The 26,468-nt window shown below is 65.1% G+C and carries 24 protein-coding genes; 14 read left to right on the forward strand and 10 right to left on the reverse strand.

From position 1 onward, the window contains the following. Positions 1–305 precede the first annotated feature (305 nt). Positions 306–467: a hypothetical protein gene (locus tag IPV08_RS20390; RefSeq protein WP_200919205.1), complete on the forward strand. Its 162-nt coding sequence runs from the start codon at positions 306–308 to the stop codon at positions 465–467. Positions 468–492: 25 nt separating this feature from the next. On the opposite strand, the gene IPV08_RS20395 is transcribed toward IPV08_RS20390, so the two are convergent. Beyond that, positions 493–1,398 carry a metallophosphoesterase gene (locus IPV08_RS20395; protein ID WP_207413265.1) on the reverse strand — a complete coding sequence of 302 codons (906 nt, stop codon included), beginning with the start codon at positions 1,396–1,398 and terminating at the stop codon, positions 493–495. Between the two features lie 369 nt (positions 1,399–1,767). Here IPV08_RS20395 and IPV08_RS20400 point away from each other — a divergent pair, with 369 nt between their 5' ends. Genes IPV08_RS20400 through lpxK form a run of 3 tightly spaced genes read left to right on the forward strand, consistent with a single transcriptional unit; the run spans position 1,768 to position 4,852 of the window. Beyond that, positions 1,768–2,520, forward strand: a complete 753-nt coding sequence (locus tag IPV08_RS20400; RefSeq protein ID WP_207413267.1) for a lysophospholipid acyltransferase family protein — start codon at positions 1,768–1,770, stop codon at positions 2,518–2,520. Beyond that, the gene (locus IPV08_RS20405) at positions 2,517–3,821 is read left to right on the forward strand and encodes a 3-deoxy-D-manno-octulosonic acid transferase (RefSeq protein WP_207413268.1); all 1,305 of its coding nucleotides are present in this window, start codon (positions 2,517–2,519) and stop codon (positions 3,819–3,821) included. Before IPV08_RS20400 ends, IPV08_RS20405 begins: the two co-directional genes overlap by 4 nt. Beyond that, positions 3,821–4,852, forward strand: coding sequence for a tetraacyldisaccharide 4'-kinase (gene lpxK / locus IPV08_RS20410; protein WP_207413270.1), 1,032 nt, complete (start codon positions 3,821–3,823; stop codon positions 4,850–4,852). Before IPV08_RS20405 ends, lpxK begins: the two co-directional genes overlap by 1 nt. Here lpxK and IPV08_RS20415 read toward each other — a convergent pair. After that, the gene (locus IPV08_RS20415; RefSeq protein WP_056429621.1) at positions 4,797–5,021 is read right to left on the reverse strand and encodes a DUF2093 domain-containing protein; all 225 of its coding nucleotides are present in this window, start codon (positions 5,019–5,021) and stop codon (positions 4,797–4,799) included. The two genes, lpxK and IPV08_RS20415, sit on opposite strands and share 56 nt — an antisense overlap. Positions 5,022–5,175: 154 nt before the next feature. Here IPV08_RS20415 and cdd point away from each other — a divergent pair, with 154 nt between their 5' ends. The 5 genes from cdd (at position 5,176) to IPV08_RS20440 (ending at position 8,953) form a co-directional block, all read left to right on the forward strand. After that, positions 5,176–5,613 carry a cytidine deaminase gene (cdd, locus tag IPV08_RS20420; protein ID WP_207413272.1) on the forward strand — a complete coding sequence of 146 codons (438 nt, stop codon included), beginning with the start codon at positions 5,176–5,178 and terminating at the stop codon, positions 5,611–5,613. Beyond that, positions 5,606–6,415, forward strand: coding sequence for a purine-nucleoside phosphorylase (locus IPV08_RS20425; RefSeq protein WP_207413274.1), 810 nt, complete (start codon positions 5,606–5,608; stop codon positions 6,413–6,415). The genes cdd and IPV08_RS20425 overlap by 8 nt, the downstream gene beginning before the upstream one ends. An 8-nt stretch (positions 6,416–6,423) precedes the next feature. Then, on the forward strand, positions 6,424–7,170 hold the full coding sequence (deoC, locus tag IPV08_RS20430; RefSeq protein WP_207413276.1) for a deoxyribose-phosphate aldolase: 747 nt from the start codon (positions 6,424–6,426) through the stop codon (positions 7,168–7,170). Beyond that, positions 7,170–8,468: a thymidine phosphorylase gene (gene deoA, locus IPV08_RS20435; RefSeq protein ID WP_207413312.1), complete on the forward strand. Its 1,299-nt coding sequence runs from the start codon at positions 7,170–7,172 to the stop codon at positions 8,466–8,468. Before deoC ends, deoA begins: the two co-directional genes overlap by 1 nt. A 284-nt stretch (positions 8,469–8,752) precedes the next feature. Next, positions 8,753–8,953 (forward strand): hypothetical protein, encoded by a 201-nt coding sequence (locus IPV08_RS20440; RefSeq protein WP_207413278.1) that lies wholly within the window; start codon positions 8,753–8,755, stop codon positions 8,951–8,953. 194 nt (positions 8,954–9,147) lie between these two features. Here the strand turns inward: IPV08_RS20440 and IPV08_RS20445 are convergent, their stop codons facing one another. The 3 genes from IPV08_RS20445 to dnaK form a co-directional block, all read right to left on the reverse strand. Then, on the reverse strand, positions 9,148–9,783 hold the full coding sequence (locus tag IPV08_RS20445; RefSeq protein WP_056429636.1) for an rRNA adenine N-6-methyltransferase family protein: 636 nt from the start codon (positions 9,781–9,783) through the stop codon (positions 9,148–9,150). 184 nt (positions 9,784–9,967) lie between these two features. Continuing rightward, entirely contained in the window at positions 9,968–11,131 is a 1,164-nt protein-coding gene (gene dnaJ / locus IPV08_RS20450; protein WP_056429639.1) for a molecular chaperone DnaJ, read from the reverse strand. Between the two features lie 117 nt (positions 11,132–11,248). Next, positions 11,249–13,165 carry a molecular chaperone DnaK gene (dnaK, locus tag IPV08_RS20455; protein WP_056429641.1) on the reverse strand — a complete coding sequence of 639 codons (1,917 nt, stop codon included), beginning with the start codon at positions 13,163–13,165 and terminating at the stop codon, positions 11,249–11,251. A gap of 510 nt (positions 13,166–13,675) precedes the next feature. Here dnaK and IPV08_RS20460 point away from each other — a divergent pair. After that, the gene (locus IPV08_RS20460; protein WP_207413280.1) at positions 13,676–14,662 is read left to right on the forward strand and encodes a hypothetical protein; all 987 of its coding nucleotides are present in this window, start codon (positions 13,676–13,678) and stop codon (positions 14,660–14,662) included. Positions 14,663–14,682: 20 nt separating this feature from the next. Here IPV08_RS20460 and IPV08_RS20465 read toward each other — a convergent pair whose 3' ends face one another. Continuing rightward, complete coding sequence (locus IPV08_RS20465; protein WP_207413281.1) at positions 14,683–15,279, reverse strand: YqgE/AlgH family protein; 597 nt, start codon at positions 15,277–15,279, stop codon at positions 14,683–14,685. A 532-nt stretch (positions 15,280–15,811) separates the two neighbouring features. Between IPV08_RS20465 and IPV08_RS20470 the strand changes: the two genes are divergently transcribed. Then, complete coding sequence (locus IPV08_RS20470) at positions 15,812–16,294, forward strand: peroxiredoxin (RefSeq protein WP_056429647.1); 483 nt, start codon at positions 15,812–15,814, stop codon at positions 16,292–16,294. Positions 16,295–16,298: 4 nt separating this feature from the next. Here the strand turns inward: IPV08_RS20470 and IPV08_RS20475 are convergent, their stop codons facing one another. Further along, positions 16,299–17,150 carry an exonuclease domain-containing protein gene (locus IPV08_RS20475; RefSeq protein ID WP_207413283.1) on the reverse strand — a complete coding sequence of 284 codons (852 nt, stop codon included), beginning with the start codon at positions 17,148–17,150 and terminating at the stop codon, positions 16,299–16,301. Continuing rightward, positions 17,147–19,570: an NAD-dependent DNA ligase LigA gene (gene ligA, locus IPV08_RS20480; RefSeq protein ID WP_207413285.1), complete on the reverse strand. Its 2,424-nt coding sequence runs from the start codon at positions 19,568–19,570 to the stop codon at positions 17,147–17,149. Before ligA ends, IPV08_RS20475 begins: the two co-directional genes overlap by 4 nt. 225 nt (positions 19,571–19,795) lie before the next feature. Here ligA and IPV08_RS20485 point away from each other — a divergent pair, with 225 nt between their 5' ends. From IPV08_RS20485 to IPV08_RS20495, 3 genes are all read left to right on the forward strand, one after another. Beyond that, positions 19,796–20,689 carry a protein-methionine-sulfoxide reductase heme-binding subunit MsrQ gene (locus IPV08_RS20485; RefSeq protein ID WP_207413287.1) on the forward strand — a complete coding sequence of 298 codons (894 nt, stop codon included), beginning with the start codon at positions 19,796–19,798 and terminating at the stop codon, positions 20,687–20,689. 82 nt (positions 20,690–20,771) lie between these two features. Continuing rightward, positions 20,772–21,092: a hypothetical protein gene (locus tag IPV08_RS20490; RefSeq protein ID WP_207413289.1), complete on the forward strand. Its 321-nt coding sequence runs from the start codon at positions 20,772–20,774 to the stop codon at positions 21,090–21,092. 97 nt (positions 21,093–21,189) lie between these two features. Then, positions 21,190–22,203 carry an adenosine kinase gene (locus tag IPV08_RS20495; protein WP_207413291.1) on the forward strand — a complete coding sequence of 338 codons (1,014 nt, stop codon included), beginning with the start codon at positions 21,190–21,192 and terminating at the stop codon, positions 22,201–22,203. Between the two features lie 111 nt (positions 22,204–22,314). On the opposite strand, the gene IPV08_RS20500 is transcribed toward IPV08_RS20495, so the two are convergent. Both IPV08_RS20500 and IPV08_RS20505 read right to left on the reverse strand, forming a co-directional pair. Next, positions 22,315–25,173, reverse strand: a complete 2,859-nt coding sequence (locus tag IPV08_RS20500; RefSeq protein WP_246748095.1) for a bifunctional [glutamine synthetase] adenylyltransferase/[glutamine synthetase]-adenylyl-L-tyrosine phosphorylase — start codon at positions 25,171–25,173, stop codon at positions 22,315–22,317. Between the two features lie 341 nt (positions 25,174–25,514). Further along, a complete protein-coding gene (locus tag IPV08_RS20505; protein ID WP_207413295.1) occupies positions 25,515–26,258 on the reverse strand; it encodes an SDR family oxidoreductase in 744 nt (247 codons plus the stop codon). Between the last annotated feature and the right edge of the window lie 210 nt (positions 26,259–26,468).

Consider the following 26,468-nt stretch of genomic DNA (forward strand, 5'->3'; position numbering starts at 1 on the left):
GTGGGCTGTCAGGTCGCTCTCATGATCCGTAAGAGTTTTCGCCACTGCCCAAATCGGCCTGAGCACAGAGCGCTACCGACGCGGAATATGCATCGTTGTGCGACGCACCAATCTGCTGTCGGTCGTTGATCGTGAACGTGTTCTTGTGCCGGAGATGTGTGAGCACCGCTCGGGTCGGAGTGCGATGCAATGACGAATGTAGACTGAATAGGCATCTGCCACACTTGCGGCGGATGAACGCCCGATTAACACTACCTACTCCGAAAGAATGAATCGACCGATTCCTCGAGGCCGGGAGACAGTCCATGTCCCAGACGATTCACGTCAAACCGACCCATGACGGCACCTATACGGTCTATCGGGGTCCGACGGCGCTCGTGAGCGGCCTCACACGGCTTCAGGCAGAGCTGTATCAGGCCAGCATCTCCCGTCAGGCCCAGCGCCCCCTGGTGGGATTGACGGCCTGATCCGGCATAGCCGGCAGGTGAGCGGTCATCTCCGCGTCAGCTGCAACACCCGGAGGTCGGCAATCGCCCCGGCCTCCGTCAACCCGCGTTCCTTGGCTTCGATCACGTAGCGGTCGTCGGCCTTTCTGACCGTATAGACATGATAGCTCGCGCGGCGGTGCAAGGTGCCGCCGTGCGACACCGCCGAGGCCGAAGGCGCTCCGACCACCGGGACGGCGGCACCACCGGGGCCTTCGACGAAGGCGATGCTCCCCACATGGTTGTGCCCGTGCAGGATCAGGTCCGCGCCGGCGCGCGCGATCATCGCCGTGAACGCATCCGCGTCCTTCAATTCGCGCCCGGGCGACGCCCCCCCTGGCTGCGGCGGATGATGGATCATCGCCACGCGAAACGGTGGTTCGGGCTCGGCGCCCAGCCGTTTCAGAATGGTCTCGACAGCCTCGATCTGCGACGGGCCGAGGCGCCCACTGGCGACGAAGGGCTTGGTGGGAATCGCGGACGAGACCCCGATCAGGGCGAGCGGTCCACGGCGCCGGAGATAGGGGAAGATGCCGTCGGTGCCATCGTCACCGGAGGTCCAGGCGCGGCACGCCTTCAACAGCCCTTCGAGTGAGCCGCGCACATAGGCGTCGTGATTGCCCGGAACGAAGCTCACATCGTCTGGAGCGCCGAGCGCTTCGAGGAAGACCTTAGCCGTCGACCACTCACTCGGCAGACCGATGTTGCACAGGTCGCCGGTGCAGGCGATGTGATCGTGGGGCTGCGTCCGCAGATCGGCCACCAGCGCCGCGAGGATCTCCATGTCGTGGTGTCGGCTGCGCCCGCGGCGCCAATTCACATAGCCGGTGGCGCGCTTGCCCAAAAGCTGGCGCAAGCGAGGACGTGCGATAGGGCCGACATGCGGATCGGTGAGATGAGCGAGGCGAAACATCGGTCTCCGTTTCGGATGAGGGCCTCGCCTTCGCCACTGGCGGCTGCCGCGTCAAGCCTCGCAAATCGTCGCTCGCGCCTTCGAATCCAGGATCGCAACGGCGTAAGCCCGCACGTCATAGAGGACCGCGCCGGCGCTCCGATACGGTGCTTCCTCCCTTACATGATGGCCGTTCCGTCGAATGGATGAGGTCGGGCCCGCCCCGGCGAGGTTGCGCCGGTAATTCGAACGGCGCTAGACCACGCGGGACCGGCCATGCTCCCGAGCGAGCGCCGTTCGGCGGATGCGCAGACGACGCAACCGGCCGCGCGTGCGCCCTGAGGGCCGACCGGACGAAGGGCCGAACGTCCGGCCCGCGGAACCGAGTGTATGAGCCTTCTCAAACGCGTCGGCCGGTCGCCACCGGTTCAGAAAAGCCTCGGCTTCGTCGCCTTCCACTATCTGCGCTTGGTGCGCGCGACGAACCGCTTCACGGTCGAACCGGCCGAGCCGCACCGCTGGCTCGACGGGAAATCGCCGTTCATCGCCGGCATGTGGCACGGTCAGCATACGATGATCTCGTTCATGCGCCGCCCGCAGGACAGGATCGCGACGATCATCTCGCGGTCGGCGGATGGCAACATCAACACCATTGCCCTCACCCGGATGGGTGTCCGCGTCATCCGGGCCTCCGGGGCACGCGGACGCGCCGTGCGGGATGCCAAGGCGAAAGGCGGCGCGGAAGGGCTGCGCGCCATGATCCGGGCTTTGAAGGATGGCGAGAGCGTCGCCTTCAGCGCCGACGTGCCGAAGGTGTCACGCCGCTGCGATCTCGGCATCCTGACACTGGCGCGGTTCTCCGGTCGGCCGGTCATTCCCGTCGCGGTTGTCACGAGCCGGCATCTGCGCTTCGACAGCTGGGACAAGGCCTGTTTCGGGCTGCCCTTCGGCAGGGGCGCCATGGTCTTCGGTGAACCGGTCCTCGTCCCGCGCGACGTCGATCCGGAGGAATTGGAGCGCTTGCGTCAGCGCCTGGAGAACGAGATGAACCGGGTTCACGATCGGGCCTACACCCTCGTCGGCCGCCCGGACCGGGTCGTCGATCCGGTGGCCGGGTCGCTGGCCCTCGGGCCGTTTTCGTGAAGGCTCCCCCGCTCACCATCGCTCTCCGGGCTTATCGCTTCGGCCTCTATGTCGGTGAACCGGCGGTGGCGGGCCTTCTGGCCTGGCGCTCCCGCCAGGGCAAGGAGGATCCCGGGCGCCTGCCTGAGCGTCGCGGCCTTGCCGGACGAGCCCGCCCGAGCGGTTCCCTGGTCTGGATGCACGGAGCGAGCGTGGGCGAGGCCCTCTCGCTCGTCGGATTGGTCGACGGCATGATCGCCCGGGGCTTCAGCGTCCTCGTCACAACGGGGACGCGCAGCGCCGCCGAACTGATCGGGCGGCGCCTGCCCGCGGGCGCGGTCCATCAGTACATGCCCCTCGACGCGCCGCGCTGGATCGAACGGTTCCTCGATCACTGGCATCCGGACCTGGCGCTGGTGGCGGAATCGGAGATCTGGCCGAACACCGTCATCGCCCTGCACCGGCGCGGCATCCCGCTGCTCCTCGTCAACGGCCGCATGTCGGAGCGGTCGTTCAAGGGCTGGGTTCGCTCGCCGCGCACCGCCGAAGCCCTGCTCTCGCGCATCGCCATCTGCCTCGCGCAGACCAGGGACGATGCCGAGCGTTTCGAAAGGCTCGGCGCACCGCGCGTGAGCATCGCCGGCAACCTGAAATACGATTCGGCCGTTCCCCCTGCAGACGATCAGCAGCTAGCCTATCTGCGCGACGTCATCGGCGACCGTCCGGTCTGGGTCGCGGCCAGCACGCATCCTGGCGAGGATGCTACGATCGCCGAAGCTCACGCCGCCTTGCAGGAGAGAGTGCCGAATCTTCTCACCGTGGTGGTGCCGCGTCATCCCCAGCGCGGCGAGGACGTGGCGGCGTGCGCCTCCGCCCTCGGGCTTCGAAGCACGCTTCGCTCCCGCGGCGGTCGCCCCCACGGCAACATCGACGTCTATGTCGCCGATACGCTCGGGGAATTGGGTCTGTTTTATCGCCTCGCGCCGCTGGTCTTCCTTGGAGGTTCAATGACGCAGCGCGGCGGCCAGAATCCGATCGAACCGACCCGTCTCGATGCGGCGATTCTGCATGGGCCGAACGTGCAGAACTTCGCACAGGTCTACCACGCCCTGGACGAGGCCGGCGGGGCCCTGATGGTGGCGGATGCCGGGGAGCTGGCAGCGGCTGTCGGCGCACTCCTCCTCGACCCCCGACGGTCCCGCGCCATGGCCGATGCCGGAAATGCCGCCTTGCGTCCGTTCGAAGGGGCGGTGGAACGCACCCTTGCGATCCTCGATCCATTCATCGCCCAGATGAAACTCTCCGCCGTGATCGCCTCCTGATGCGAGCCCCGGTTTTTTGGGACTTGCCCGGCCATCCCCTCGGCCGATTGCTGGCGCCGCTCGGGGAAATCTACGGATCGCGCGTCGCCGCCCGCATGGACCGCGCCGGCAACAAGGCGGCCTGCCCCGTCATCTGCGTCGGCAACTTCACCCTTGGCGGCGCGGGCAAGACCCCGACCGCTCTCGCCTTGGCAGCGATGCTGCGGGGAATTGGCCTGGAGCCAGCCTTCCTGACCCGTGGCTATGGCGGACGTCTGACCGGGCCGATCGCCGTCGATCCGTCTCGGCATGGATCGGCGGATGTCGGCGACGAGCCACTCCTGCTAGCCGGCAGCGCTTTAACGATCCTGGCCCGCGACCGGCCTGCCGGGGTGGAACTCTGCCGCGCGCTCGGTGCCGGCGTGGTGGTGATGGATGACGGGCTCCAGAATCCGAGTCTCGCCAAGGACCTTTCCCTCGCCGTGGTCGACGCCGTCAGCGGAATCGGCAACGGCCTCGCTTTTCCGGCAGGTCCTCTCCGCGCACCGCTCTCGCGGCAATGGCGTCACGTCCACGGCCTCGTCGTCATCGGCGATGGCGGCCGGGGCGAGGTTCTAACAATGGAGGCGGCGTCGCGAGGCTTGCCGGTCCATCGAGCCAAGCTGGTCCCGACAGTGCCCGCTGCGGTTGCGGGAAAGCCCGTGCTCGCCTTCGCAGGGATCGGGCGGCCGCGGAAATTCTTCGATACGCTGGTGGAGGCCGGAGCGACCCTAGTCGAGACCCGGTCCTTCCCGGATCACCACCCCTATCGCGCCGCGGATGTCGCTGGCCTTGCGGCTTGGGCCCAGGCTTTGGGCGCGATGCTGGTAACGACGGAGAAGGACATTGTGCGCCTGCCCGCGGATTTCGCCGCGGGGGTGACGGCGCTCGGCGTGACCCTTCGGTTCGTTGACGAGAGCCTACTGCTTGCGCAGGTGAGCCGCGTCGTCGAGATGTTCAGCCCGCCGAACGACCGAGCTCGGCCAGACGCTTCATCACCGCTTCGGGCGTGATGTAGGCCTCCTGGAGCTCGGCACTCCAGTAACGAAGATTGTCGAGGGCGATCGGCTCGCCGGTGACCGCGCAGCGCACGAAGCTTCCGGGCTTGACGACGCGCATGGTGCCGTCGCCGTACTCCACCGTCGCCTCGCCGGAGGCCTTGCGTTCGAACCGACCCAGCATGTCTCGCCCGCTTCTCAAGTGCGACCATCGAAGGAGCGTTCTAGGATCGCGCCGACGCCGTGTCGATGGCGCTTGATGACGTCCGATGGCGCTCGACAGGCCGGTCGCGTTCCTGTTCTAACAGCCGTCGAATCCTCCTACCGGACCCCATGCGATGGCGGACACGATCGACGCGGATCTCGCTGCTCTGTTCGATGCCGCCGGCGCGGCGAAAGCCCGCGCTTACGCGCCTTATTCGAACTTTCCCGTCGGCGCCGCCCTGAGGGACGAGCACGGCCGCCTGCATGCCGGATGCAACGTGGAGAACGCGGCCTATCCCGTCGGCACCTGCGCCGAGGCGGGCGCCATCGCCGCGATGATCGCGGCCGGCGGACGCGCCATCGCCACCATCCTCATCACAGGCAACGGCCCAATTCTGGTGACGCCATGCGGCGCCTGCCGCCAGCGCATCAGGGAGTTCGCGGAGCCCGGAACGCCGATCCACATCGCCGGCCCGGAGGGTATCCGACACAGCTTCACCCTGGAGGCACTACTCCCTCAGTCTTTCGGGTCGGACAATCTGCACCGTACCAAGCCGTGCGCCGATGTCTGACAAAATCATCTCCCTCGCCGCCGACACGGTGCGTCGCCACGGTTTCGGCGGGCCCTACGATGCCGCCATCGTCACCGGCACGGGCCTCGGGCTGGTCGCCGGCAAGCTCGAAGACAGCATCTCCCTCGCCTATTCGGGGATTCCAGGCTTTCCCTCCCCTGGCGTGACCGGTCACGGCGGCACCCTCCATGCTGGGCGCCTCTCCGGGCGACAGGTGCTGGTTTTCGAAGGACGGAGCCACGCCTACGAAAGCGGCAACGCCGCCGTCATGAAGGTGCCCCTGGGGGTCGCAAAGGCGCTTGGCGTCCCGCTCCTACTCCTCACCAATGCGGCTGGATCGTTGATGGCGCAGGCGGGCCCGGGCAGCCTTGTGGCTGTCGCAGACCACATCAATTTGTCGGGCCTCAATCCGCTGATCGGCGAGACGGGTGATGGTCGTTTCGTCCCCCTTGTCGGCGCCTATGATTCGGCTGCGCGCGAAACCCTCCACGAAGCGGCAAGGGAATGCGGGATTCCCTTGCATCACGGAGTCTATGCATGGTTCTCGGGGCCAAGCTTCGAGACTCCGGCCGAGATCCGTATGGCGGGGCGCCTCGGCGCCGATCTGGTGGGCATGTCGACAGTTCCGGAGGTGATCCTCGCCCGCTTCTTCGGCCTGCGGGTCGCGGCCATCTCGGTGGTTACGAACCTTGCCGCCGGGATCGGAGACGGCGATCCACACCACGACGAGACCAAGCGCGCGGCCGCCGCTGCCGCGTTCGACCTCGCCCGTCTCATCGACGCGTTCGTCGCACGGCTGTAGGAAAGAGCATGAGCGACGATCCCCATCATTCCGAAACCGCCGTTGCCCGACGCGCGCTGCCCCTTCTCGATCTCACCGATCTCGGCGATTCTTGTTCGGATCAGGCCATAGCGACGCTTTGCGGCAAGGCCCGGGCAAGCCGTGTCGCCGCTGTCTGCGTCTGGCCCCAGCATATCGGGCGCTGCGTCGAGTTGCTGGCCGGGACTCCGGTGCGTATCGCCACGGTGATCAACTTCCCAGCCGGAGGCACGGATATCGAGCGCGCGGTGGAGGATACCGCCGAGGCGCTGCATGACGGCGCGCATGAGATCGATCTCGTCCTACCCTATCGGGCGTACCTTGCCGGTGACACGAGGACTACGGCAGGGATGATTGAGGCCGTGCGGGAGATTGCAGGGCGCGCCATTCTCAAAGTGATCCTCGAATCCGGAGCGATGCCGGGAATCGGCCAAGTCACCGAGGCAAGCCGCCTCGCCATCGCCGCGGGGGCGGATTTCCTCAAGACCTCAACGGGCAAGAGCGTCATCTCGGCAACGCCGGAGGCCGCGGAGGCGATGCTCGCCGCCATCCGGGACAGTGATCGCCCTGTCGGATTTAAGGTCTCGGGCGGATTGCGCACCGTGGCCGATGCCGCCCTGTATCTCGCCATCGCCGACCGGATCATGGGGCCGGGCTGGGTCGAGCCGCAGACTTTCCGCATCGGGGCGAGCAGCCTGCATGACGCGCTGACTGCGAGCCTTGGAGGCCGCGCTTGATGCTACCGCAGGAGCTGATCCGGGCCAAGCGGGATGGACGCATTCTCGCTGATGCCGAGATCGCCGACTTCATCTCCGGTCTCACCGATGGGCGGGTGACCGAGGGGCAGGCCGCCGCCTTCGCTATGGCCGTGTTTTTCCGTGGCCTGTCACTGGCCGAGCGCGTGGCCCTAACGCGGGCGATGACCCATTCGGGCTCAGTGCTGGATTGGGATTTACCCGGCCCGGTGCTCGACAAGCACTCCACCGGCGGCGTCGGCGATACGGTCAGCCTCGCTCTGGCACCCATGGTGGCTGCCTGCGGTGGTTACGTGCCAATGATCTCCGGCCGCGGCCTGGGCCATACCGGCGGCACCCTCGATAAGCTCGCGAGCATTCCCGGCTACGACGCGACACCCGGTCTCGATCGTTTCCGCAGCGTCACCCGCTCCGTCGGTTGCGCCATCATCGGACAGACGGCCGACCTAGCTCCAGCGGACCGGCGGCTCTACGCCATCCGTGACGTCACCGGCACGGTGGAATCCCTCGACCTGATTACGGCATCGATCCTGTCGAAGAAGCTCGCGGCCGGGCTCGACGGTCTCGTGATGGATGTGAAGACGGGCTCCGGAGCGTTCATGGCGGGGACGAAGGAGGCACAGGCTCTCGCGGAAAGCATCGTTACCGTCGCCAAGGGCGCTGGGTTGAAAACCGTCGCGCTTATCACTAACATGGACGCTCCCCTGGCCTCCTCTGCCGGCAACGCCCTCGAAGTCTCCTATGCGGTGGATTACCTGGCCGGTCGCTCCTGTGAACCAGCCTTCCATGCCGTAACCGTGGCGCTCTGTGCCGAGATGCTGATGCTGGGCGGCCTTGCCAAGGATTTCGACGACGCATCCCGCAGGGTCGAGCAGGCACGCGACTCCGGACGGGCGCTCGAAATCTTCGGACGGATGCTGGCTGAGTTGGGGGGGCCTGCGGATTTCATCGAAAAAACCGACCAATATTGCTCCGTCGCACCGGTGATCCGCCGGGTGAAGATGACCACGACCGGTACAGTCGCCTGGGTAGAGACTCGCAAACTCGGGCTTGCCGTCATTTCACTCGGCGGCGGCCGTACCCGGCCACAAGACGATATCGACCCGGCAGTCGGCTTCTCTTCACTCGCCCGCCCGGGAGATACAGCCGATCTCCTCGGCATCATTCATGCGCGGACAGAAGCCCAGGCCGATACCGCTGAAGTAGCCCTCCGTGCTGCCTACCGGATCGCCCCCGATGCCCCTCAATCGCCTCCGGACATTGCCCAACGGATCGCTTGAGGAGCACGACAGCTGGCGCTGAAAGAGGAACGGCCCGCGCCGTTTAAGTTCAAGAACTGGCCGGCCTCGCCAGAGAACTCGAGTATCGTGAATGGCACCGATGACCATGCCGAAGGCGAAATTCTTTTAGCCCTGGAATGGGATAGATTGGTCCTATGGGAAACCAAGAAGAAGCCCCAGCGGACGAGCCCGCTGGGGCTTTTTTACTAGAAGCGATAGTAACCGCCGTGGCGATGCCCGTGATGGTGATGGTGGCCCCAACCGTGATGGCGCGGGCGCCATCCATGATGACCATGACCGCCCCAGCCGTACCCCCGGTGCCCGCCCCAGCCATGGCGATGATGTCCACCCCAGCCATGGTGCCTACGATGGTGATGGTGATGGTGCCCGCCCCAACCGTACTGAACAGGAACGAAACCGGCCTGTGCCGGATCGACCAAGGCTACGGAAGGGGAAAGGGGTGCTGCCTGAACGATGCCCGGTGACATGCCAACAACGCCGACGGCGAGGGCCGCAGCGGCAAACCAACCTCTCATCCGATGTGCGAATGCGCGAAACGCCATGTCAGCCTCCGTCGATTGCTACGCCAGGGCGATCCCGGCGCTATAGCCAGACCGTAGGAGCAATGGGCTGAACCGTGGATGAGCCGGCTCTTCAGCCAACGTTCGGCAGCAATGACTCAGGGACGGCGGTAAACCCAGACCCGTGCTGGTGGAAGGTTGAGCCATACACGGCTCGAGCGGCTGGCTGTATAGCTCCCGGCATCGCAGCGTTCGGGGATCGGCGGCACCACCGCATAAGTGAACTGCACGAAGGGCGAACCCGGATGCATCATCGTATGCGCGGCATTGAGAAGATCAAGACGTTGCTCGAGAGGTTTGGTGAACAGCGGCAGGCTGGAGACGGTTGCAGCGGCCTTTGAAGTGAGTAACTCACCGATCGTCTGTTTCATGTTGTAGGCGTCGCCGCGCAGGATCGTAGCGCGAGGAAAACGCTTCTGCAGCAATTTGCAGAAATCCGGATTGTACTCCACGAGCACGAGACGTTCCTGCTCGATGCCCCGGCGGATGAGTGCCTCGGTCACCGGACCGGTACCGGGTCCGAGTTCGATCACGGGGCCCGGCGTACGAGGATCGACATAGGATGCCATCATCCGCGCGAGCATCTTGCCCGACGGCGTCACCGAACCGGTAACGAGCGGCCTCTCGAACCAAGAGCGCAGAAAGCGAGCTTCATCCTCCAGCGGCTCCCGCCGTTCACGGACAGAACCGGTAGCGGCGTAGGCTTTGGCGCTGGGTCGGCGTAGCGGCAACAAGATCCACTATCCTCAGATCACGCGTGGGAGGCTAAGGCTAGACGACAAAAGAGCGATGTCCGTCAAGACACAAGCCTCGTATCATCAGGGAGGGCGGAGCGTGCTCGCAGCGCCGATGCAACACCGCCACAGCTACAACGGCGAAGAGCCGGTTTCGATCCGCCGTCGCGGATGAAGACGCCGGTCACGAGCGGGCTGCCCCGCTGAGACCGTCGAAGAAGTCCCGCACCTTCGAAAAGAAGCCTGCGCTCTCAGGGTGGTTCTCTTCGGAGGCCGTACTATTAAATTCTTGGAGGAGCTCGCGCTGACGCTTCGATAGGTTCTGCGGGGTCTCTACGAAGACCTGAATATAAAGATCGCCGACATCCCGCGACCGCAGGACCGGCATGCCACGACCCTTTATGCGAAACTGCTTGGCGGTCTGCGTCCCCGCGGGGATGCGGACTTCCGTCTGCGAACCATCAATGACTGGCACCGTAATTTCGCCCGACAGGGCGGCTGTCACCATAGAGATCGGGACGCGACAGAAAAGATCGGCACCATCGCGCTGGAAGAAGGTATGCGGCTTGATCGACAGGAAGACGTAGAGATCGCCTGCCGGCCCGCCTCGCAGTCCCGTCTCGCCCTCTCCAGCCAGACGGATGCGCAGACCGTCATCCACCCCCGCCGGGACGTTGATGGACAGCGTGCGTTCTCGCGTGACGCGACCCGCGCCGGAGCAATTTCCGCACGGATTGTCGATGATCTCTCCGCGCCCATGACAAGCCGGGCAGGTACGCTCAATGGCAAAGAACCCCTGGGCCGCCCGCACGCGGCCGTAGCCGCCGCAGGTCTGGCAGGGCTTCGGCTTGGACCCGGCCTTCGCACCGCTGCCGGAGCAGACTTCGCAGGTTACCGCCGTCGCCATCGTGATGGTTTCGGTCTTGCCGGCGAACGCATCCTCAAGAGAGATCTCTAGATTGTAGCGCAGGTCTGCGCCGCGCTCACGGGTCGCGCCACCGCGACCGCCTCGCGCGCCGCCGGCTGCTGCCCCCCCTCGACCATCACCGAAGAAATTATCGAAAATGTCTGACATGAAGTCGCCGAACTCGTTTCCAAATCCGGGGCCACCCGCTCCCCCCTGCTGGAAGGCAGCATGACCGAAACGATCGTAGGCCGCGCGCTTCTGCCCATCGGTGAGCGTCTGGTAGGCCTCGTTGATTTCCTTGAATTTGAGTTCTGCTTCCGCATTCCCCGGATTGCGATCCGGGTGATAGGTCATTGCCAGCTTGCGGAAGGCGACCTTCATCTCGCCGTCGGTCGCGGTCTTTGAGACCCCAAGAATCTCGTAGTAGTCCCGCTTCGACATTCCCCGTCCTCAAGAGTCCCCGGCGGATCTCACCCATCGTCACGGGAATCGCGCCATTGTCGGTAACCAGACGTGATGCGGGGCCGGATCACTCCGGCCCCGCATGCAGCGTGCGCCTTATGCCCGCTTCTTCTGGTCCTTGTCATCGACTTCCTGGAAGTCGGCGTCGATGACATCGTCTTTCTTAGTCTCCTCACCGGCAGCGGCATCCGCCCCGCCTTCCGGCGTTTGGCTGGCGGCGTACATCGCCTCACCGAGCTTCATGGAAGCTTGCATCAGATCCGTGGTGCGGGACTTGATGACCTCGGCATCATCACCCTCGAGGGCCGTGCGAAGGGCAGTCATAGCGGTCTCGATGGCGCCCTTGTCGTCGGCCGAGACCTTGTCGCCATACTCCTTCACCGACTTCTCGGTGGCGTGGATCAGGCTTTCGCCCTGGTTCTTCACCTCGACCAACTCACGACGCTTCTTATCCGCCTCGGCATTTGCCTCGGCGTCCTTCACCATCCGGTCGATATCGGCATCCGACAGACCACCCGAAGCCTGAATGCGGATCTGGTGCTCCTTGTTCGTCGCCTTGTCCTTGGCCGTCACGTTGACGATGCCGTTGGCGTCGATGTCGAAGGTCACCTCGATCTGCGGCATGCCGCGCGGGGCCGGCGGGATGCCCATCAGATCGAACTGGCCGAGCATTTTGTTGTCAGCCGCCATCTCGCGCTCACCCTGGAAGACCCGGATGGTGACCGCGTTCTGGTTGTCTTCGGCCGTCGAGAAGGTCTGCGACTTCTTCGTCGGGATCGTGGTGTTGCGGTCAATCAGACGGGTGAAGACACCGCCCAGCGTCTCGATGCCAAGCGACAGCGGGGTCACGTCGAGAAGCAGCACATCCTTGACGTCGCCCTGGAGCACGCCGGCCTGGACCGCCGCACCGATGGCCACGACCTCATCCGGATTGACACCCTTGTGGGGCTCCTTGCCGAAGAAGGATTTCACGACCTCCTGGATCTTAGGCATGCGGATCATGCCGCCGACGAGCACGACCTCGTCGATCTCGGAAGCCGAGACGCCCGCATCCTTGAGAGCCTTGCGACAGGGCTCGATCGTGCGCTGGACGAGGTCGTCGACCAGGGACTCGAACTTGGCGCGGCTGAGCTTCAGAGCGAGGTGCTTAGGCCCCGTGGCGTCGGCCGTGATGTAAGGCAGGTTGATCTCGGTCTGAGTAGCCGAAGACAGCTCGATCTTCGCTTTCTCAGCGGCCTCCTTGAGGCGCTGAAGGGCGAGCTTGTCCTTCGTCAGATCGATCCCCTGCTCCTTTTTGAACTCGGAGGTCAAGTACTCGACGACTCGGTTATCGAAATCCTCGCCGCCGAGGAAGGTATCGCCGTTCGTGGACTTCACCTCGAACACACCGTCACCGATCTCGAGGATCGACACATCGAACGTGCCGCCACCGAGATCATAAACTGCGATCGTGCCGGTCTTCTTCTTATCGAGGCCGTAGGCCAGGGCGGCCGCTGTCGGCTCGTTGATGATGCGTAGGACTTCGAGGCCGGCGATCTTGCCGGCATCCTTGGTCGCCTGACGCTGTGCATCGTTGAAATAGGCGGGGACCGTGATGACGGCCTGCGTCACCGGCTGACCGAGGTGTGCCTCAGCAGTCTCCTTCATCTTCTGAAGCGTGAAAGCCGAGATCTGCGAGGGAGAATACTTCTTGCCGTCGGCCTCGACCCAGGCATCGCCATTGTCGCCGCGGACGATCTTGTAAGGTACGAGACCCTTGTCCTTCTGCGTCATCGGGTCGTCGTAGGTACGGCCCACGAGACGCTTGATGGCGAAGAACGTGTGTTCCGGATTGGTGACGGCCTGACGCTTGGCCGGTTGGCCGACGAGACGCTCGCCGTCGTCGAGGAAGGCGACGATCGACGGCGTAGTGCGCGCGCCTTCCGCGTTTTCGATGACCTTGGGCTGCGTGCCTTCCATGACGGCCACGCAGGAATTGGTGGTGCCCAGATCGATGCCGATTACTTTACCCATGGCGGGATCCCTCTCATGTCATTTGGTCAAGCAGACCGCCGAGCCCCGAAGCGGCCCGGCCCATGGCGGTGAAGAACGAAAGATTGTGAGAGCGGAATTCGAACCAGCCAGAGCGCCTGAAACGCGCCAATCCAGGTCTTAATCCCGCGTCCCGCCGGATATAAGAAGGGTGATGCGGAGCCGCAAGGCGAAGCGTTCCGAACTGCCACGCCGATCCTATCTCCTTCGCGAATCGGGATGTTTGCACGGGGGATGATCGATATTCGGCAGCATGGATCTCAAAAATGTTGCAGGGACGCCACGTCCGCGCCACCCATCACATGCTAGTCTGGAACGTGGAAGACGGGCTTCCGGCCCGTCAAAGCGGGTCAAAAGTCAGTTTGTCGGCGAAAGCATCAGCCCCGGATGTGACATCAGGGTTTCGAAACAGTTGATGCAAGAACGAGAGCCCGACGCACATTCACCGTTCACCAGTCCGGTGCCGCGAGCTCCAAAGGCATGAAAGACTTGATGCGTCCATCCCGCGCCTTCCACCTGCTCCCTGCACTCCTCGTCCTGCCTCTCGTCGCCCTTCCGGCGAACGAAGCCGGGGCGCAGAACTTTTTCGAGGAGCTGTTCGGCATCGGCAAGGCGGCTAAGCCTCCAGTACCACCTCGCGGGGTACCTCCGGCCGGAGCGCCTCAGCCGGGGACGTTGCTGCCGCCGGGCGCACCAGGAGAAACAGCCCCTGAAGCTCCAAGGCCGGCCCCTGCGCCCCCGCGCCCCGTCGTCCTGAAAACACCGAGCGACGACAACATCCTTGGCCAGGAACTCCTGCTCAATGGCCTGACTGGCAGCCTCAAGATCGACAAGGCTGGCAATGCGGCCACCGCGCGGATCACCTTGCCCGGCACCAAGATTTCGCAGCCGAGCGAGACCTGCAAGGTACCGCTATCCGGGGGCTCGCCGATCTCTCTTTCCTCCGAGGGACGTCCCCAGGGCGTGGCGCGCTACGAGATCACCGGCGGTGAATGCCCGCTTCGGTTCGAAATCCTCGAAGGCAGCGTCTTGGTGACACCGATTGGCGGTGGCCGTGTCTGCAGCTTCGCATCGGCAGATTGCGCCACCAATCCGGGCGGCCTATGGGGTCCTGCAGCAGCGACCCTAATCCCTCGCTCCGCCGAATTCGACTCTGGACGAGGCGTCGCCGACAAGGCTGTGCGTGATAACTACAAGGTGATGACCCAGCGCGCCCGTGGGCAGGACGTCCGCACCATCGTCACCGAACAGGCGGCTTTCTCCTCCGACCGTGAGCAAACGTGCCGGACCTATGCCCGGGAGGGCGCCCACGGCTTCTGCAACGTGCGTTTCACCGAGGCGCGGGCACTTTCCCTCGCGGCAAGGCTTGGCGCCAATACGAGCACACCGACCGCGAGCACGACGCCCAGGCCTCGTAAGGCGAAGCCGCCGGTGGAGGGTATGAACCCAGACAGTGACGGTTCGCCGATCGGAGAATGAAGCGATACGAGCCGATCCGTTCAGGCTCGCCCTGCGCTGAAGGATAGCATCGCCGGGTCGATACCGTTGCTGCGCAGAGTGCGTTCGTACTTCGTTTCGAGCGCAGCATTGAAAATCATCTCTGGGTCTGCAGGGCAATTGAGCCAGCCATTGGCGAGAATCTCGCTCTCGAGCTGGCCTGCCTGCCACCCTGCATAACCGAGGGCGAGGACTGCGCTGGTAGGCCCCGCCCCGTTCGCGATGGCCCGTAAAATCTCCACGGTCGCGGTGAGGCAGATCCCATCATCAATGATGAGTGTCGACTGATCGATGTGGAAGTCGTCGGTGTGAAGCACGAAGCCGCGCTTGGCATCCACCGGACCGCCCATGAGCACAGGAATATGGCCCACCTTCTCACGCAGGCGGATCGCGTCGTCCTCACTGGCGATGTCCAACTGGACCAGGAGGTCGGGCATGTTCAGGTCGCTGGCCGGCTTGTTAAGGATAATCCCCATCGCACCATCGGCGGAATGGGCGCAGAGATAAATCACCGACCTTGCGAAGCGCTCGTCCGTAAGGCCGGGCATCGCCACGAGGAACTGACCGTCGAGATAGGCGGAGACCGGATCATGTCGCATCGCATCATGCTACCTGGGCGTGATGGCTTGTCCAGCAGGGATGCGATCCAGCCCATCGATAAGAAGGATGACGACCTCCCTGTCCCTGCTGAAGCGACGGCGCGTGAAGGATGCATCTCTGGAAAATTCGAAGTTCCTAAGCTTCGATGATCTAAGGATCGAAGCGGGGAGTTGGAGGTCCACGGCGTCGGGAAGGGCTGAATCATCATCCTTCCCCACGGATTTTCAGCCCTTGCTAGTTCGGGAAACGGGAACGGCCTTTCGCATCCTCTTTTCGCTCGAACCCGACGGGGCTGAGGACGACGACCTATCCGTGCCCGCTCGATACGGTCGACGTCCATCAATGGAATGTGGACGGGGGCTCCTTCGCGGAGGCTCGCCTCGACACGCCCCGAGGCTCGGGCTAGACCCTTCTCACCTATAGGGGGTCATCATGGCTCCATTGGCCCATGAGCTCTCGCGCGCCGTGGTGTCAGAACTCGGTCATCGAGACCGGGCATGGGCTCCAGGCGATCTGAGGAGACGACGACGGATGACGATCCAGGTTGGCGACCACCTTCCACAGGTGACCTTTCGCGTGAATGGCGCCGGGGGTCCCGAGGCTAAGACCACCGACGATATCTTCAAGGGGCGCCGCATCGTGCTGATCGGCGTACCAGGCGCATTCACGCCGAGCTGCCACCGCAACCACTTGCCCGGCTTCGTCGAGAAGCAGGAAGAGATCAAGGCACGCGGCGTCGATGCCGTGGCAGTGACCTCCGTCAACGACGTGTTCGTCCTCGAAGCCTGGCAGAAGGCCAGCAATGCCGACGGGATCGAGTTCCTCGCCGACGGCAATGCCGAGTTCGCCAAGGCCATCGGCCTCGACATGGACGGGGCCGGCTTCGGTCTCGGACCGCGCTCTAAGCGTTATTCCATGCTCGTGGATGACGGCGTCGTACGGGTCCTTAACGTCGAAGAATCCCCGGCCAAGACCGAAATTTCCGGCGTCGACGCCCTGCTCAAGGTCATCTGAACGGTCACATGTCCCGGGGTCGCGGTATCGCGGCCTCGTCGAACATCCGGCTGAGGGCGACCACGTCCGCGTGGTTGCCCGATACGAGATCGGTGATGTCGCCGACGAGAAGCGCCTTGGCATGGCGGCAGGCGACACCGTAGCGTCCCGCCATACAGGTGCATCGCAGACGCGGGCCGCTCGGGCGGTCCTCCAGGGTCACCGCGTAGAGATTGCCGCTGCTACCCCGCACGGAGAACCGCATCGCCCCGATCGGCGAGACGGGTGACTCGAACGACCTTGTTTCCCGTTCGACATATCCGGCCGGCAGTCGCGTAACCGGCAGGTGGATCGCCCTTGCCAGGGCAGTGATGTCAGGAGCTCCGTGCTGCCTCGCCGCAGCGAGGGCGATCTCCGCGCAGGCATAGGCGTCCTCACCCGCATCGTGATGTTCGAAACGGATACCGAGCCGGGCCGCGACCTTGCCGAGGCCGCATCCCTCCGGTGCGGGAAACACTTTTCGCGCGATTTGAAGTGTGCAGAGCGAAGCGAAGGCTGGAACGGTCATGCCATAGGCGTGGAGCGAAGCCCGGAGCACACCCATGTCAAAGCCGGCATTGTGAGCGAGTACCAGCCCGGACGAGAGGTCGGGCAGGAACTCCGCCATCACATCCGGGAATTCCGGTTCCTTGCAGACATCCGCCGGCAGGATACCGTGGACCCGGATGTTGCCTGGCGAGAACCGAATCTCACGTGGCCGGATCAGGCGTGATTCACGCCGGACCACCGCGCCGCCTTCGATCCATGCGAGCCCGACCGCGCAGGCGCTGTCGCGCCGTTCGTTGGCCGTCTCGAAATCGATGGCGAGCGTCGTCACGCCGTCTCCACCATGGCGATCCAATCTTCCTCGCTCACCACTTTGACCCCGTGCTTCTCGGCATCTTTCAGCTTTGAGCCCGCGCCGGGCCCCGCGACGACAAGGTCGGTCTTGGCCGAGACGGAGCCCGAGACCTTGGCGCCGAGGCGTTCAGCCGTGGCTTTGGCCTCGCCTCGGGTCATGCGCTCCAGGGTGCCGGTGAAGACAAGGGTCTTGCCGGCGAAAGCGGTCGCAGTGGCGGCCACCGCCATCGGCTCGGTCTTCACTTCTCCGAGCAGGGCGTTGACCGCATCGGCATTGTGAGGTTCGGCAAAGAACGCGATGAGGGAATCGGTGGCCACGGGGCCGATCTCGCCATCGTCGGCGAAGACCCGATAGGGATCGCCGGGACGCTGGTCACGGGCGCGGGCGACGGCTGCTTCCACGGCAGCCTCGTCGCCGTAATGGGCGATCAGGTTAGCCCGCTGCGCCGTAGTCGGGCGCCGGCCCGTCCCGACCTCGCTGCCCTCCGCCTCGCCCACGAAACCCAATTCGAGCAACCGGTCCCGCGTCGTCGGCCCAACCCTCGGTACCGCCGAGAGTTCGAGCCAGTCCGGTCCAGCTTGAGCGGCGGCAGCGGCGGCGAGGGCCTGCATCAGGCTCGGCATATCCGGAAAGCGTTTGGCCAGGGCCTTGGCGGTGGATTCACCGATATGGCGAATCCCGAGGGCGAACAGGAACCGGTTGAGGGCCAGGCTGCGGCGCTCATCGATGGAGGCGAGCAGGTTCTTAATGGCCTTGTCCTCGTCGTCCCCCTTCTTCTTCGCCTTTTTCGGTGGCGGCTCACCTTCGGCGCGACGCTCGGCCGAAAGCGCTTCTCGACGGGCGACGATGGCCTCCTTCAACGGCGCGAATTCCAGGCGGAACAGGTCGGCGGGTTCCTTGATGAGTCCGGCCTCGAAAAGCACCTCGATATAGGTCTGGCCGAAGCCTTCGAGATCGAAGGCGTTGCGCGAGACGAAATGCTTCAAGCGCTCCAGTCCCTGCGCCGGGCAGATGAGCCCGCCAGTGCAGCGGCGTACCGCATCGCGCTGTCCGGTGCGTGGATTGACCTCGCGGACGGCGCGGCTGCCGCAGGCGGGGCAGGTCTCCGGAAAGACATAGGGCTTCGATTCCGGCGGCCGCCGCGCAAGATCGACATCCATCACCTTCGGGATCACGTCGCCGGCACGTTGGACGATGACCGTATCGCCGACGCGGATGTCGCGACCGTCGCGGATCGGCTCGCCGTCCCCGCCAACGCCCTGGACGTAGCCTTCATTATGAAGCGTCGCGTTCGAAACAACGACACCGCCCACCGTTACCGGCTTCAACCGCGCGAGCGGATTCAAGGACCCGGTCCGGCCGACATTGATCTCGATGGCCTCCAGGATCGTGAAGGCCTTCTGCGCCGCAAACTTATGCGCCAGCGCCCAGCGTGGGCTGCGCGAGACGAAGCCGAGGCGTCGCTGAAGAGCCAGATCGTCGACCTTGTAGACGATACCGTCGATGTCGTAGCCGAGGCCGGCGCGATCCTCTTCGATGACGCGGTAATGCGCCAGCATGGCATCCGCGTCGGCGCAGAGCACCGTGCGGTCGTTCACCGCGAATCCCCAGGAGGCGAAGGCCGCGATCATGCCGTGCTGCGTCGTCTCCCGCATCTCCGACATTTCACCCCAGGCATAGGCGAAGAATTTCAACGGCCGCGAGGCGGTGATCTGGGAATCGAGCTGGCGCAGGGACCCGGCTGCCGCATTGCGCGGATTGGCGAAAAGCGCCTTTCCTGCCGCTTCCTGGCGAGCGTTGATGGCGGCGAAATCCGCGTGCGAGAGATAGACCTCGCCGCGTACCTCGCAGATCTCCGGCCAACCCGTCCCAGCCAGCACCTCTGGGATGCCCGAGACGGTTCTCGCATTCGCGGTCACATCCTCGCCGACCTCGCCATCGCCGCGGGTGGCCGCCGTGATAAGCTTACCCTCGACATAGCGTAGGGAGAGGGACAGGCCGTCGATCTTGGGCTCGGCGGTGAAGGCGAGCGGCTCATCGGGCAGGTTGAGGAAGCGACGGACCCGGCCCACGAAATCGTGGACCTCCTCATCCGCGAAGGCATTGCCCAGCGACAGCATCGGCACCGCGTGCCGAACTTTAGCGAATTTCTCAGAGGCCTTCGCACCGACGGAGGCGCTTGCCTGTCCGGTGCCGGCAAGATCCGGAAAGCGGGTCTCGATCGTCTCGAGGCGGCGCCGGAGGGCATCGTATTCCGCATCCGTGATCTCGGGTGCGTCCTCTCCGTGATAGAGCCGGTCTGCCTCCGCGATCTGCTCTGACAGGGCAGAGTGCTCGGCGCGAGCCTCCTCGGCGCTCATGGCATCGATCGGGTCGGGCGAGGCGGATGCGGGCATGAACACGTTTCACGGCTTTGGCTGGGGCATCGCGGGGTTTATCACAACCGGGCACGGCGACGGGAGGCCCCACGGATGCGCCGCAGCGGCACGGTGGAGAGGTAACCTTCGGCGGAAGCCATACGAATGGAACAGGCGGTCTCGCGCGAACGTGTGACTGGCCACCCTATATCGTCCCCACGCTCACCTATTTGAGAGTGAAGACTTTTCCGCTGACGGACCTTCATGCCTGCCACACCCGCTTTCTCCGCTCCCTGGCGTGACCGCGCCGGTCGTGTCTCGGGCCTGAAACTCGCGACATTCCTGTTCGCGCTGGCGCCCGGCCTCTGGCTCGCCGCCGCCTATGGGCTCGACGCCCTTGGGCCAAAGCCGATCACCGCCCTCATTCACAGCACAGGAGAGTGGGCGGTGCGATTCCTGCTGCTGTCGCTGGCGGTGACGCCGCTGCGGCGGATCGCGAACTATCCGAAACTGATCCTGGTCCGGCGCATGCTCGGCCTCACCGTCCTCGCCTACGGGCTCGTCCATCTCGGTCTCTATGTCGTGGACCAGAATTTCATCCTGTCTAAGGTGGTGAGCGAGATCGTCTCGCGGTTCTATCTCTCCATCGGCTTCGTGGCCCTCGTCGGTCTCACCGTATTGGGGATCACCTCCACGGACGGGATGATCCGCCGTCTCGGCAAAGCCTGGCCGCGCCTGCATAAAACCGTCTACGTCATCGCGGTGCTCGGCCTGTTCCACTACTTCCTTCAGGCCAAGATCGACGTGTCGGCGCCGGTCTACTGGACGGGTCTGTTTCTTCTGCTCATGGGCTGGCGGGGAATGCAGCGCTTCCGCCTGCCGATGAACGCGATCACCCTGTTCGGCCTCGCCATCGCGGCCTCCCTCGTCACCGCCCTGGTGGAGGCGGCGTGGTATGGGGTGAAGAGCGGCGTGCCCGCCAGCGCGGTGCTCGGAGCCAATCTCGAATTCTACGATGGCCTGCGCCCGGCCTGGTGGGTGCTCGTCACCGGCATCGCTCTGCCCCTGCTCAACGTGATGCGGCCCGCCATGACCAGAGGCGGCAAGGGCAGGCCTGTCCCCCATCAGTCCGGGCGGGAAGCGGTCCAGGCGAGTTGAGCGCTTGCGACCGGCGAATCCCTCGCGCACAAGCTCAGCGCCCTCTTGGTGCGGGCGTTTGGAACGTGAGGAGTTTCCAGTGATGCGTGTCAGGCTTCTTGGAGCGGCTCTCATTCTGACGGCCCTTCTCCCATCCTTCGCCATGGCGGAATGCGCGAAGGCCGTGCCGCCGGACCCGGCGACGCGCCCGACGAAGCCGACCGCCCCCGCCAAGCCGGCTTGCCTCGATGCCAAGGGAGGATGCCCCGGCTGGGAGGCCTACACGTTCAACGACGCGGTGAAGGCTTACAATCTCCAGATCGCGGCCTATCGTCCCCTGGCCGAAGCCTATGTGAAGGCGCTGAACGCCTATGTGAAAGCGAGCGGCGACTACGCGCAGTGTGAGGTGAAGGCGCTGCAATAGCCGACGCCGCCGCGATCTATGGTGCCCTCCCTCGCTTGACCCTCCTTGGGTGCGATGCCACAGCCTGCGGCATCGCCAGCGCCAGACAGGATGTCCGATGTCCGCTCCCCTCGACCTTCTCGTCCTCGGCAACGCCATCGTCGACCTGATCGCGCGGACGGATGATGGATTTCTCGAACAGCAGGGTGTCGCCAAGGGCGCGATGCAGCTCATCGACGAGGACCGGGCGGAGAGCCTGTTCTCGGTGATGGGACCGGCCACCATCGTTTCCGGCGGTTCTGGCGCGAACACCGCGGTGGGCGCGGCTCTCCTCGGCGCGAAGACCGGCTTCATCGGCAAGGTCCGCGACGACGAGCTCGGGGGGCTTTTCGCCCATGATCTCAAGGCGACGGGGGTCTCCTTCACTGTGCCGGCCGCGCTGGAAGGGCCTGCCACCGCCCGCTGCTTCATTTTGGTGACGCCGGATGGCGAGCGCACCATGAACACCTATCTCGGTGCCTGCCAGGGTCTGTCACCGGCCGATGTCGACGAGGCCACCGTGGCGAGCGCCCGCACCGTCTATCTCGAAGGTTATCTCTGGGATCCGCCGGCGGCCAAGGAGGCTTTCCGCAAGGCCGCCAAGATCGCCCACAATGCCGGCAACGCCGTCGCACTCACATTATCGGATGCGTTCTGCGTCGGCCGCTACCGCGAGGAGTTCCTGGGCCTCATCCGCGACGGCAGCATCGATATCCTGTTCGCCAATATTGGCGAGCTGAAAAGCCTCTACGAGACGGACAACGAGGAAGCGGCCATCAAAGCTTTGCGCGACGAGCGCAACCAGCGCGGCATGCATCTCCTCGGCCTCGTCACCCGCTCTGCCGAGGGCGCGATCGTGGTGAAGGGCGGTGAGATCCGCGCCATCGAGGCCGCACCGGTGACCGAATTGGTGGATACGACCGGCGCCGGAGACCTGTTCGCGGCGGGTTTCCTCGCCGGCCATGCCCGCGGCCTCGACAACGTGTCGAGCGCCCGGCTCGGAGCCTTGGCGGCGGCGGAGGTGATCCAGCATATCGGTGCCCGACCGCAGCACGACCTCGTGGCCCTGGCCAAGGCGCGCGGCCTCCTCTGAAATCACCGCCATAGCACCCCCCTTTCGACCGCCATCGGACGAGATTTACGACGAAGCGGCGGAGGGGTCCGATTCCGGTGCGGGAGGCCCGCGAAAGCGGGCCTGCGAGGCTCAACCGAGCAGGCGCTCGAACAGCGATCTGACCTCGGCGCGGCGTTCATCGAGTTCCGCCGCCAGGGTCGCGGCATCCGGCAGGCCCATGGCGATGGCGAGCCGCGTCAGCGCCACCGACGCGCCCGCCTTCGATTCCGCCTCGCCCATGAGACGCTGCCAATGGAGCGCGTCGTCGAAGAGGCGATAGGCCTCGCCGAGCCGACGCGCCTCGTTCACCGGCAGAAGGCCCCGATTACCAGCCTCGGCGAAGACGGAGGATGCATCGAGGCCGACAAGACCGGGATGGCGCTCAGCATGGGCCAGGGTCAGGGCCTGGGCCATGAAGTCGAGATCGAGCAATCCTCCCGGCGCCAGCTTGAGATCGAGCGGCCCCGCAAACCCTTTCTCACTGGCCACGACCTGGCGCATGTCGCGAACCGCGCGGAAGACCTCCGCCGTCTCGCGCTTCAGCCCGACGATGGTCCGGATCTGCCCCATCACCTCGTCGCCGAGACTCCGATCCCCGGCGACGACCCGGGCGCGGGTGAGCGCCATATGCTCCCATAGATCGGCCTCCTCCTGCTGATAGGGAAGGAAACTCCGCACCTGCACCGCCACGGGCCCCTGCCCGCCGCCGGGACGCAGGCGAAGATCGACCTCGTAGAGACCGCCACGCCGGGTCAGTGCGGTCAGCGCCGCGACGAGGCGTTGCGTCAACCGGTTGTAAGCCATGACCGCGTCGATGGACTTCGGCCCGAGACTCGTCCGGTTCTCCGCATCGAAATCGTAGAGCACGACGAGGTCGATGTCGGATTCCGCCGTCATCTGGTTGGCCCCGAGCCGCCCGAGGCCGAGGACGACACAGCGCCCGCCGGGCACCTCCCCATGCTCGGCGAAGAACTGGCGCGAGACCGCTTCGAGGCTTGCCGCCACGACGGCATCGGCGATGCCGGCATAGGCCCGCCCCGCCGCCTGCGGCGACAGGATGCCCGTGAGCAGTCGCGCCCCCGTGACGAAGCGCAATTGCCGCGCGGCGTCCCGGCTGCGGTCGAGGAAATCCTCATAGGCCGCGGGCTTACCGACCAGCCCGTGATACTGCGCGGCGATGTCCTCGGCATCCACTTTCGGCACGACGAAGGCCGGGTCGATGACCGTGTCGAGGACATGGGGACTGAAGGCGACGGTCTCGGCCAGGCGCGGAGCGCTTCCCAACAGGTCGGCGAAGAGCAGGCGCAGACGATCGTTCGAGCGCAGGATGGTGAGGAGTTCCACCGCCGCCGGCATCCGCGCGAAGGCGCGGTCGAGGGTATCCAGGGCCACATCGGGGTTCGGCGTGCCGCCGAGCGCCTGCATCAAGGCCGGGACGAGCTCGGTGAGAACCTCGCGGGCACGCGCCGTGCGGACAGCGGGGCGACGACCGAAATGCCAGCCGCGCACCGTCTCGGCCACGCGCTCGGGATCGGCAAACCCCAGGGTCCGAAGGGTGGCGAGGGTGGCGGGATCGTTGTCCGTCCCGCTGAAGACGAGATTCCCCACGGAAGCCGACAGGTCCGGTTCCGCCTCGAACAACAACGCGTAATGTGCCTGCACCCGCCGGGCGTGATGGAGCAGTTCCGTCTCGAAGGCCTTGGCGTCGGCGAAACCGGCGAAACGGGCGAAGCTCTCGAGACCGGCCTCTTCGGTCGGCAATCGTTGCGTCTGCTCGTCATTCACCATCTGCAGGCGGTGCTCGATGGTACGCAGGAAATCGTAGGCCTGCCCCAGCTCGTCGCGCGCGGTGCCGTCGATCCAGCCCTCCTCGGTGAGCGCCGCCAGCATCGCGATGGTGCGGCGGCCGCGCAGGTCGGGCCGTCTCCCGCCAAAGACGAGCTGCTGGGTCTGGACGAAGAACTCGATCTCGCGGATGCCGCCGCGCCCGAGCTTGATGTCGTGGCCTGCGACCGCGATCGTGTCGTGCCCGCGCACGGCATGGATCTGGCGCTTCATCGCATGGACGTCGGCGATGGAGGCGAAGTCGAAATACTTGCGCCAGACGAAGGGCCTTAGGCCAGTCAGGAAGTGTTCGCCCGCTTCGACGTCTCCGGCGATCGCGCGCGCCTTGATATAGGCGGCACGCTCCCAGTTCTGGCCGAGATTCTCGTAGTAGAGATAGGCGGAGTTCAGCGAGATGGCCGTCGGTGTCGATCCGGGATCGGGGCGCAGGCGATAATCGACGCGATGGACGTAACCCTCGGCAGTGCGCTCCTGCAGCAGCTTGGCAATCCCCTGCGCGAGTTTGGAGAAGAACGGCGTCGGAGCCAGGCCTTCCTTCAACCGCGCGATATCGGGATCGAAGAACACGACGAGGTCGATGTCGCTGGAATAGTTGAGCTCGCCGGCTCCGAGCTTGCCGAGGCCGAGGATGACGAGGCCGGATTTGAGCTGCGGGTTCGCGACGTCATGGGGGTAAAACCGCCCGGCCTCGGCCGCCTGCAACAAGAGAGCTTCGGCTGCTGCATGAACGGAGGCATCGGCGAAATCGGAGAGCGCCTTGGTCACCGTCGCCAGGGGCCAGAGCCCGCCGATATCGGCGAGGGCCACGAGAAGGGCATGATCGCCACGGTTGCGTCGAAGCTCGGCGGCGACGGCGTCGAGATCGCGGACCTCTCCGGATTCCTGGCGTGCGGCAGAGCGCTGCCGGGCGATGAGGTCGGCCACCAAGCGTTCGGGCGGTCGATCCAGCATCGCGGCGACGCGCGCGGGGTCCCGCACCACACGCTGCCAAAGAAAGGGAGAATGGTCGGCAAGGCCGAGAAGCAGCGCTCGTCCCGCCTCGTCGAGATGGCCGAACGCGGCCTCGACCTCCTTGAGCCGTGCCGCCGCACGCTCGGGATCCATCAGGACGGGCGCCCTCGTCAGGCGCTGGGTCAAAGGCGCTTCCTCGGTCACAGGCTGTCCTTTCCCGGCTCAGCGGGTTCAGCGAAAGCGGGCACTGGTTCTACGTCAGAAAACGCGCGACACTTCAAAAGCTCAAGCTCGTGGTGGAAATCTGACGGATGGTGCCCGCCTTGAGCATCCGCGATGGGTGGGAAGCGGGCTTTCGCTCTCCGCCCGGAATCGGACGTTCCGTATTCGACCCATTGTTGCCGGTCCGCTTCCTGATGTCCAAGTCATGAAGCGGACCTTCGTTCGTGCAACGACTATCGGCGGGTAGACTTGGGCAAGGTAAGGTCGGGCGTTCAGATCAGCCGGGCGCCACCATCGACGTGGAGGGTCTCGCCGTTCATGAAGCCGTTGCTCATGAGGAAGACGACTGCCGCACCGGCCTCAGTTGCGGTGCCGAGACGACGCTGCGGCAGCTTCTCGGTGAGGGCCGCCACATAGGCATCGCGATGAGCGCCGAGCGTACGGGAGAGGAGCGGCGTGTCCGTGGTGCCGGGTGAAAGCGTGTTCACGCGCACCGGCGCGAGTTCCAGCGCCAGGCCTCGTGCAAAGGCCTCCATCGCGGCCGAGGCGGCGGCGAGCACGGCAGTACCCTGGGCGCTCGGGCGATCCGCCAGTGCCCCCGAGATGAAGGTCACGGAGCCATCGGAAGCGAGGCGGTCACCGAGCGTCCGCAGGGTATGAACGGCCGCCCAGATCCGCTCGTCGAAGGCGCGCTTCAGGTACGCGACTTCGGCCTCCAGGACCTTGCCGGCGACGAAGCTGCCGGCGAGGAGGACGAGGTGGTCCACGTGCGGGATGTCGGCGAGTGCCTGTGTGATGGTCTCGGCCTTGGTGACGTCGGCCGCACGCCAGCCATCGAAGCCGTTCTCCGTCGCGACCTTCTCCGCGCCCTCGGGATTGAACCCGACGACGATCACCTTGGCGCCCGCAGCCTTGGCCTGGGTTGCGGCAGCCAAGCCGATGCCAGAGGTGCCGCCGAAGATGAGGACAGTGCGACCCTGAAGGGTGGAATCTGCAAGCGGGCTGATGTCGGTCATGGTCCTGATCCTCGTGCAAGGCGCCGTCGGCCGCCGATGACCTGAACCTAGATCTTCGCTTTGAGCTTGATAATTCCGCCATACGGCGCTTCAGTTATGCCATGACGGAACAGATTGGTCTCGACCGGCTTACGGGCCTCACCGCATGTCCGACGTCAGCACCTGTGGGACAGATTGAGGGTGTTCACGAACGGAGGATGGCTGGTTCAT

It is taken from the genome of Methylobacterium sp. SD274 (genome assembly GCF_017355285.1).
In the GTDB taxonomy this organism is placed as follows: Bacteria; Pseudomonadota; Alphaproteobacteria; order Rhizobiales; family Beijerinckiaceae; genus Methylobacterium.

What these genes read in the sequence shown, in the direction of transcription:
- IPV08_RS20390 (WP_200919205.1), top strand. Translation starts at nt 306, where the DNA reads ATGTCCCAGACGATTCACGTCAAACCGACCCATGACGGCACCTATACG.
- IPV08_RS20395 (WP_207413265.1), bottom strand. Translation starts at nt 1,398, where the DNA reads ATGTTTCGCCTCGCTCATCTCACCGATCCGCATGTCGGCCCTATCGCA.
- IPV08_RS20400 (WP_207413267.1), top strand. Translation starts at nt 1,768, where the DNA reads ATGAGCCTTCTCAAACGCGTCGGCCGGTCGCCACCGGTTCAGAAAAGC.
- lpxK (WP_207413270.1), top strand. Translation starts at nt 3,821, where the DNA reads ATGCGAGCCCCGGTTTTTTGGGACTTGCCCGGCCATCCCCTCGGCCGA.
- IPV08_RS20415 (WP_056429621.1), bottom strand. Translation starts at nt 5,021, where the DNA reads ATGCTGGGTCGGTTCGAACGCAAGGCCTCCGGCGAGGCGACGGTGGAG.
- cdd (WP_207413272.1), top strand. Translation starts at nt 5,176, where the DNA reads ATGGCGGACACGATCGACGCGGATCTCGCTGCTCTGTTCGATGCCGCC.
- IPV08_RS20425 (WP_207413274.1), top strand. Translation starts at nt 5,606, where the DNA reads ATGTCTGACAAAATCATCTCCCTCGCCGCCGACACGGTGCGTCGCCAC.
- deoC (WP_207413276.1), top strand. Translation starts at nt 6,424, where the DNA reads ATGAGCGACGATCCCCATCATTCCGAAACCGCCGTTGCCCGACGCGCG.
- deoA (WP_207413312.1), top strand. Translation starts at nt 7,170, where the DNA reads ATGCTACCGCAGGAGCTGATCCGGGCCAAGCGGGATGGACGCATTCTC.
- IPV08_RS20440 (WP_207413278.1), top strand. Translation starts at nt 8,753, where the DNA reads ATGATGACCATGACCGCCCCAGCCGTACCCCCGGTGCCCGCCCCAGCC.
- dnaJ (WP_056429639.1), bottom strand. Translation starts at nt 11,131, where the DNA reads ATGTCGAAGCGGGACTACTACGAGATTCTTGGGGTCTCAAAGACCGCG.
- dnaK (WP_056429641.1), bottom strand. Translation starts at nt 13,165, where the DNA reads ATGGGTAAAGTAATCGGCATCGATCTGGGCACCACCAATTCCTGCGTG.
- IPV08_RS20460 (WP_207413280.1), top strand. Translation starts at nt 13,676, where the DNA reads ATGCGTCCATCCCGCGCCTTCCACCTGCTCCCTGCACTCCTCGTCCTG.
- IPV08_RS20465 (WP_207413281.1), bottom strand. Translation starts at nt 15,279, where the DNA reads ATGCGACATGATCCGGTCTCCGCCTATCTCGACGGTCAGTTCCTCGTG.
- IPV08_RS20470 (WP_056429647.1), top strand. Translation starts at nt 15,812, where the DNA reads ATGACGATCCAGGTTGGCGACCACCTTCCACAGGTGACCTTTCGCGTG.
- ligA (WP_207413285.1), bottom strand. Translation starts at nt 19,570, where the DNA reads ATGCCCGCATCCGCCTCGCCCGACCCGATCGATGCCATGAGCGCCGAG.
- IPV08_RS20485 (WP_207413287.1), top strand. Translation starts at nt 19,796, where the DNA reads ATGCCTGCCACACCCGCTTTCTCCGCTCCCTGGCGTGACCGCGCCGGT.
- IPV08_RS20490 (WP_207413289.1), top strand. Translation starts at nt 20,772, where the DNA reads ATGCGTGTCAGGCTTCTTGGAGCGGCTCTCATTCTGACGGCCCTTCTC.
- IPV08_RS20495 (WP_207413291.1), top strand. Translation starts at nt 21,190, where the DNA reads ATGTCCGCTCCCCTCGACCTTCTCGTCCTCGGCAACGCCATCGTCGAC.
- IPV08_RS20500 (WP_246748095.1), bottom strand. Translation starts at nt 25,173, where the DNA reads ATGGATCCCGAGCGTGCGGCGGCACGGCTCAAGGAGGTCGAGGCCGCG.
- IPV08_RS20505 (WP_207413295.1), bottom strand. Translation starts at nt 26,258, where the DNA reads ATGACCGACATCAGCCCGCTTGCAGATTCCACCCTTCAGGGTCGCACT.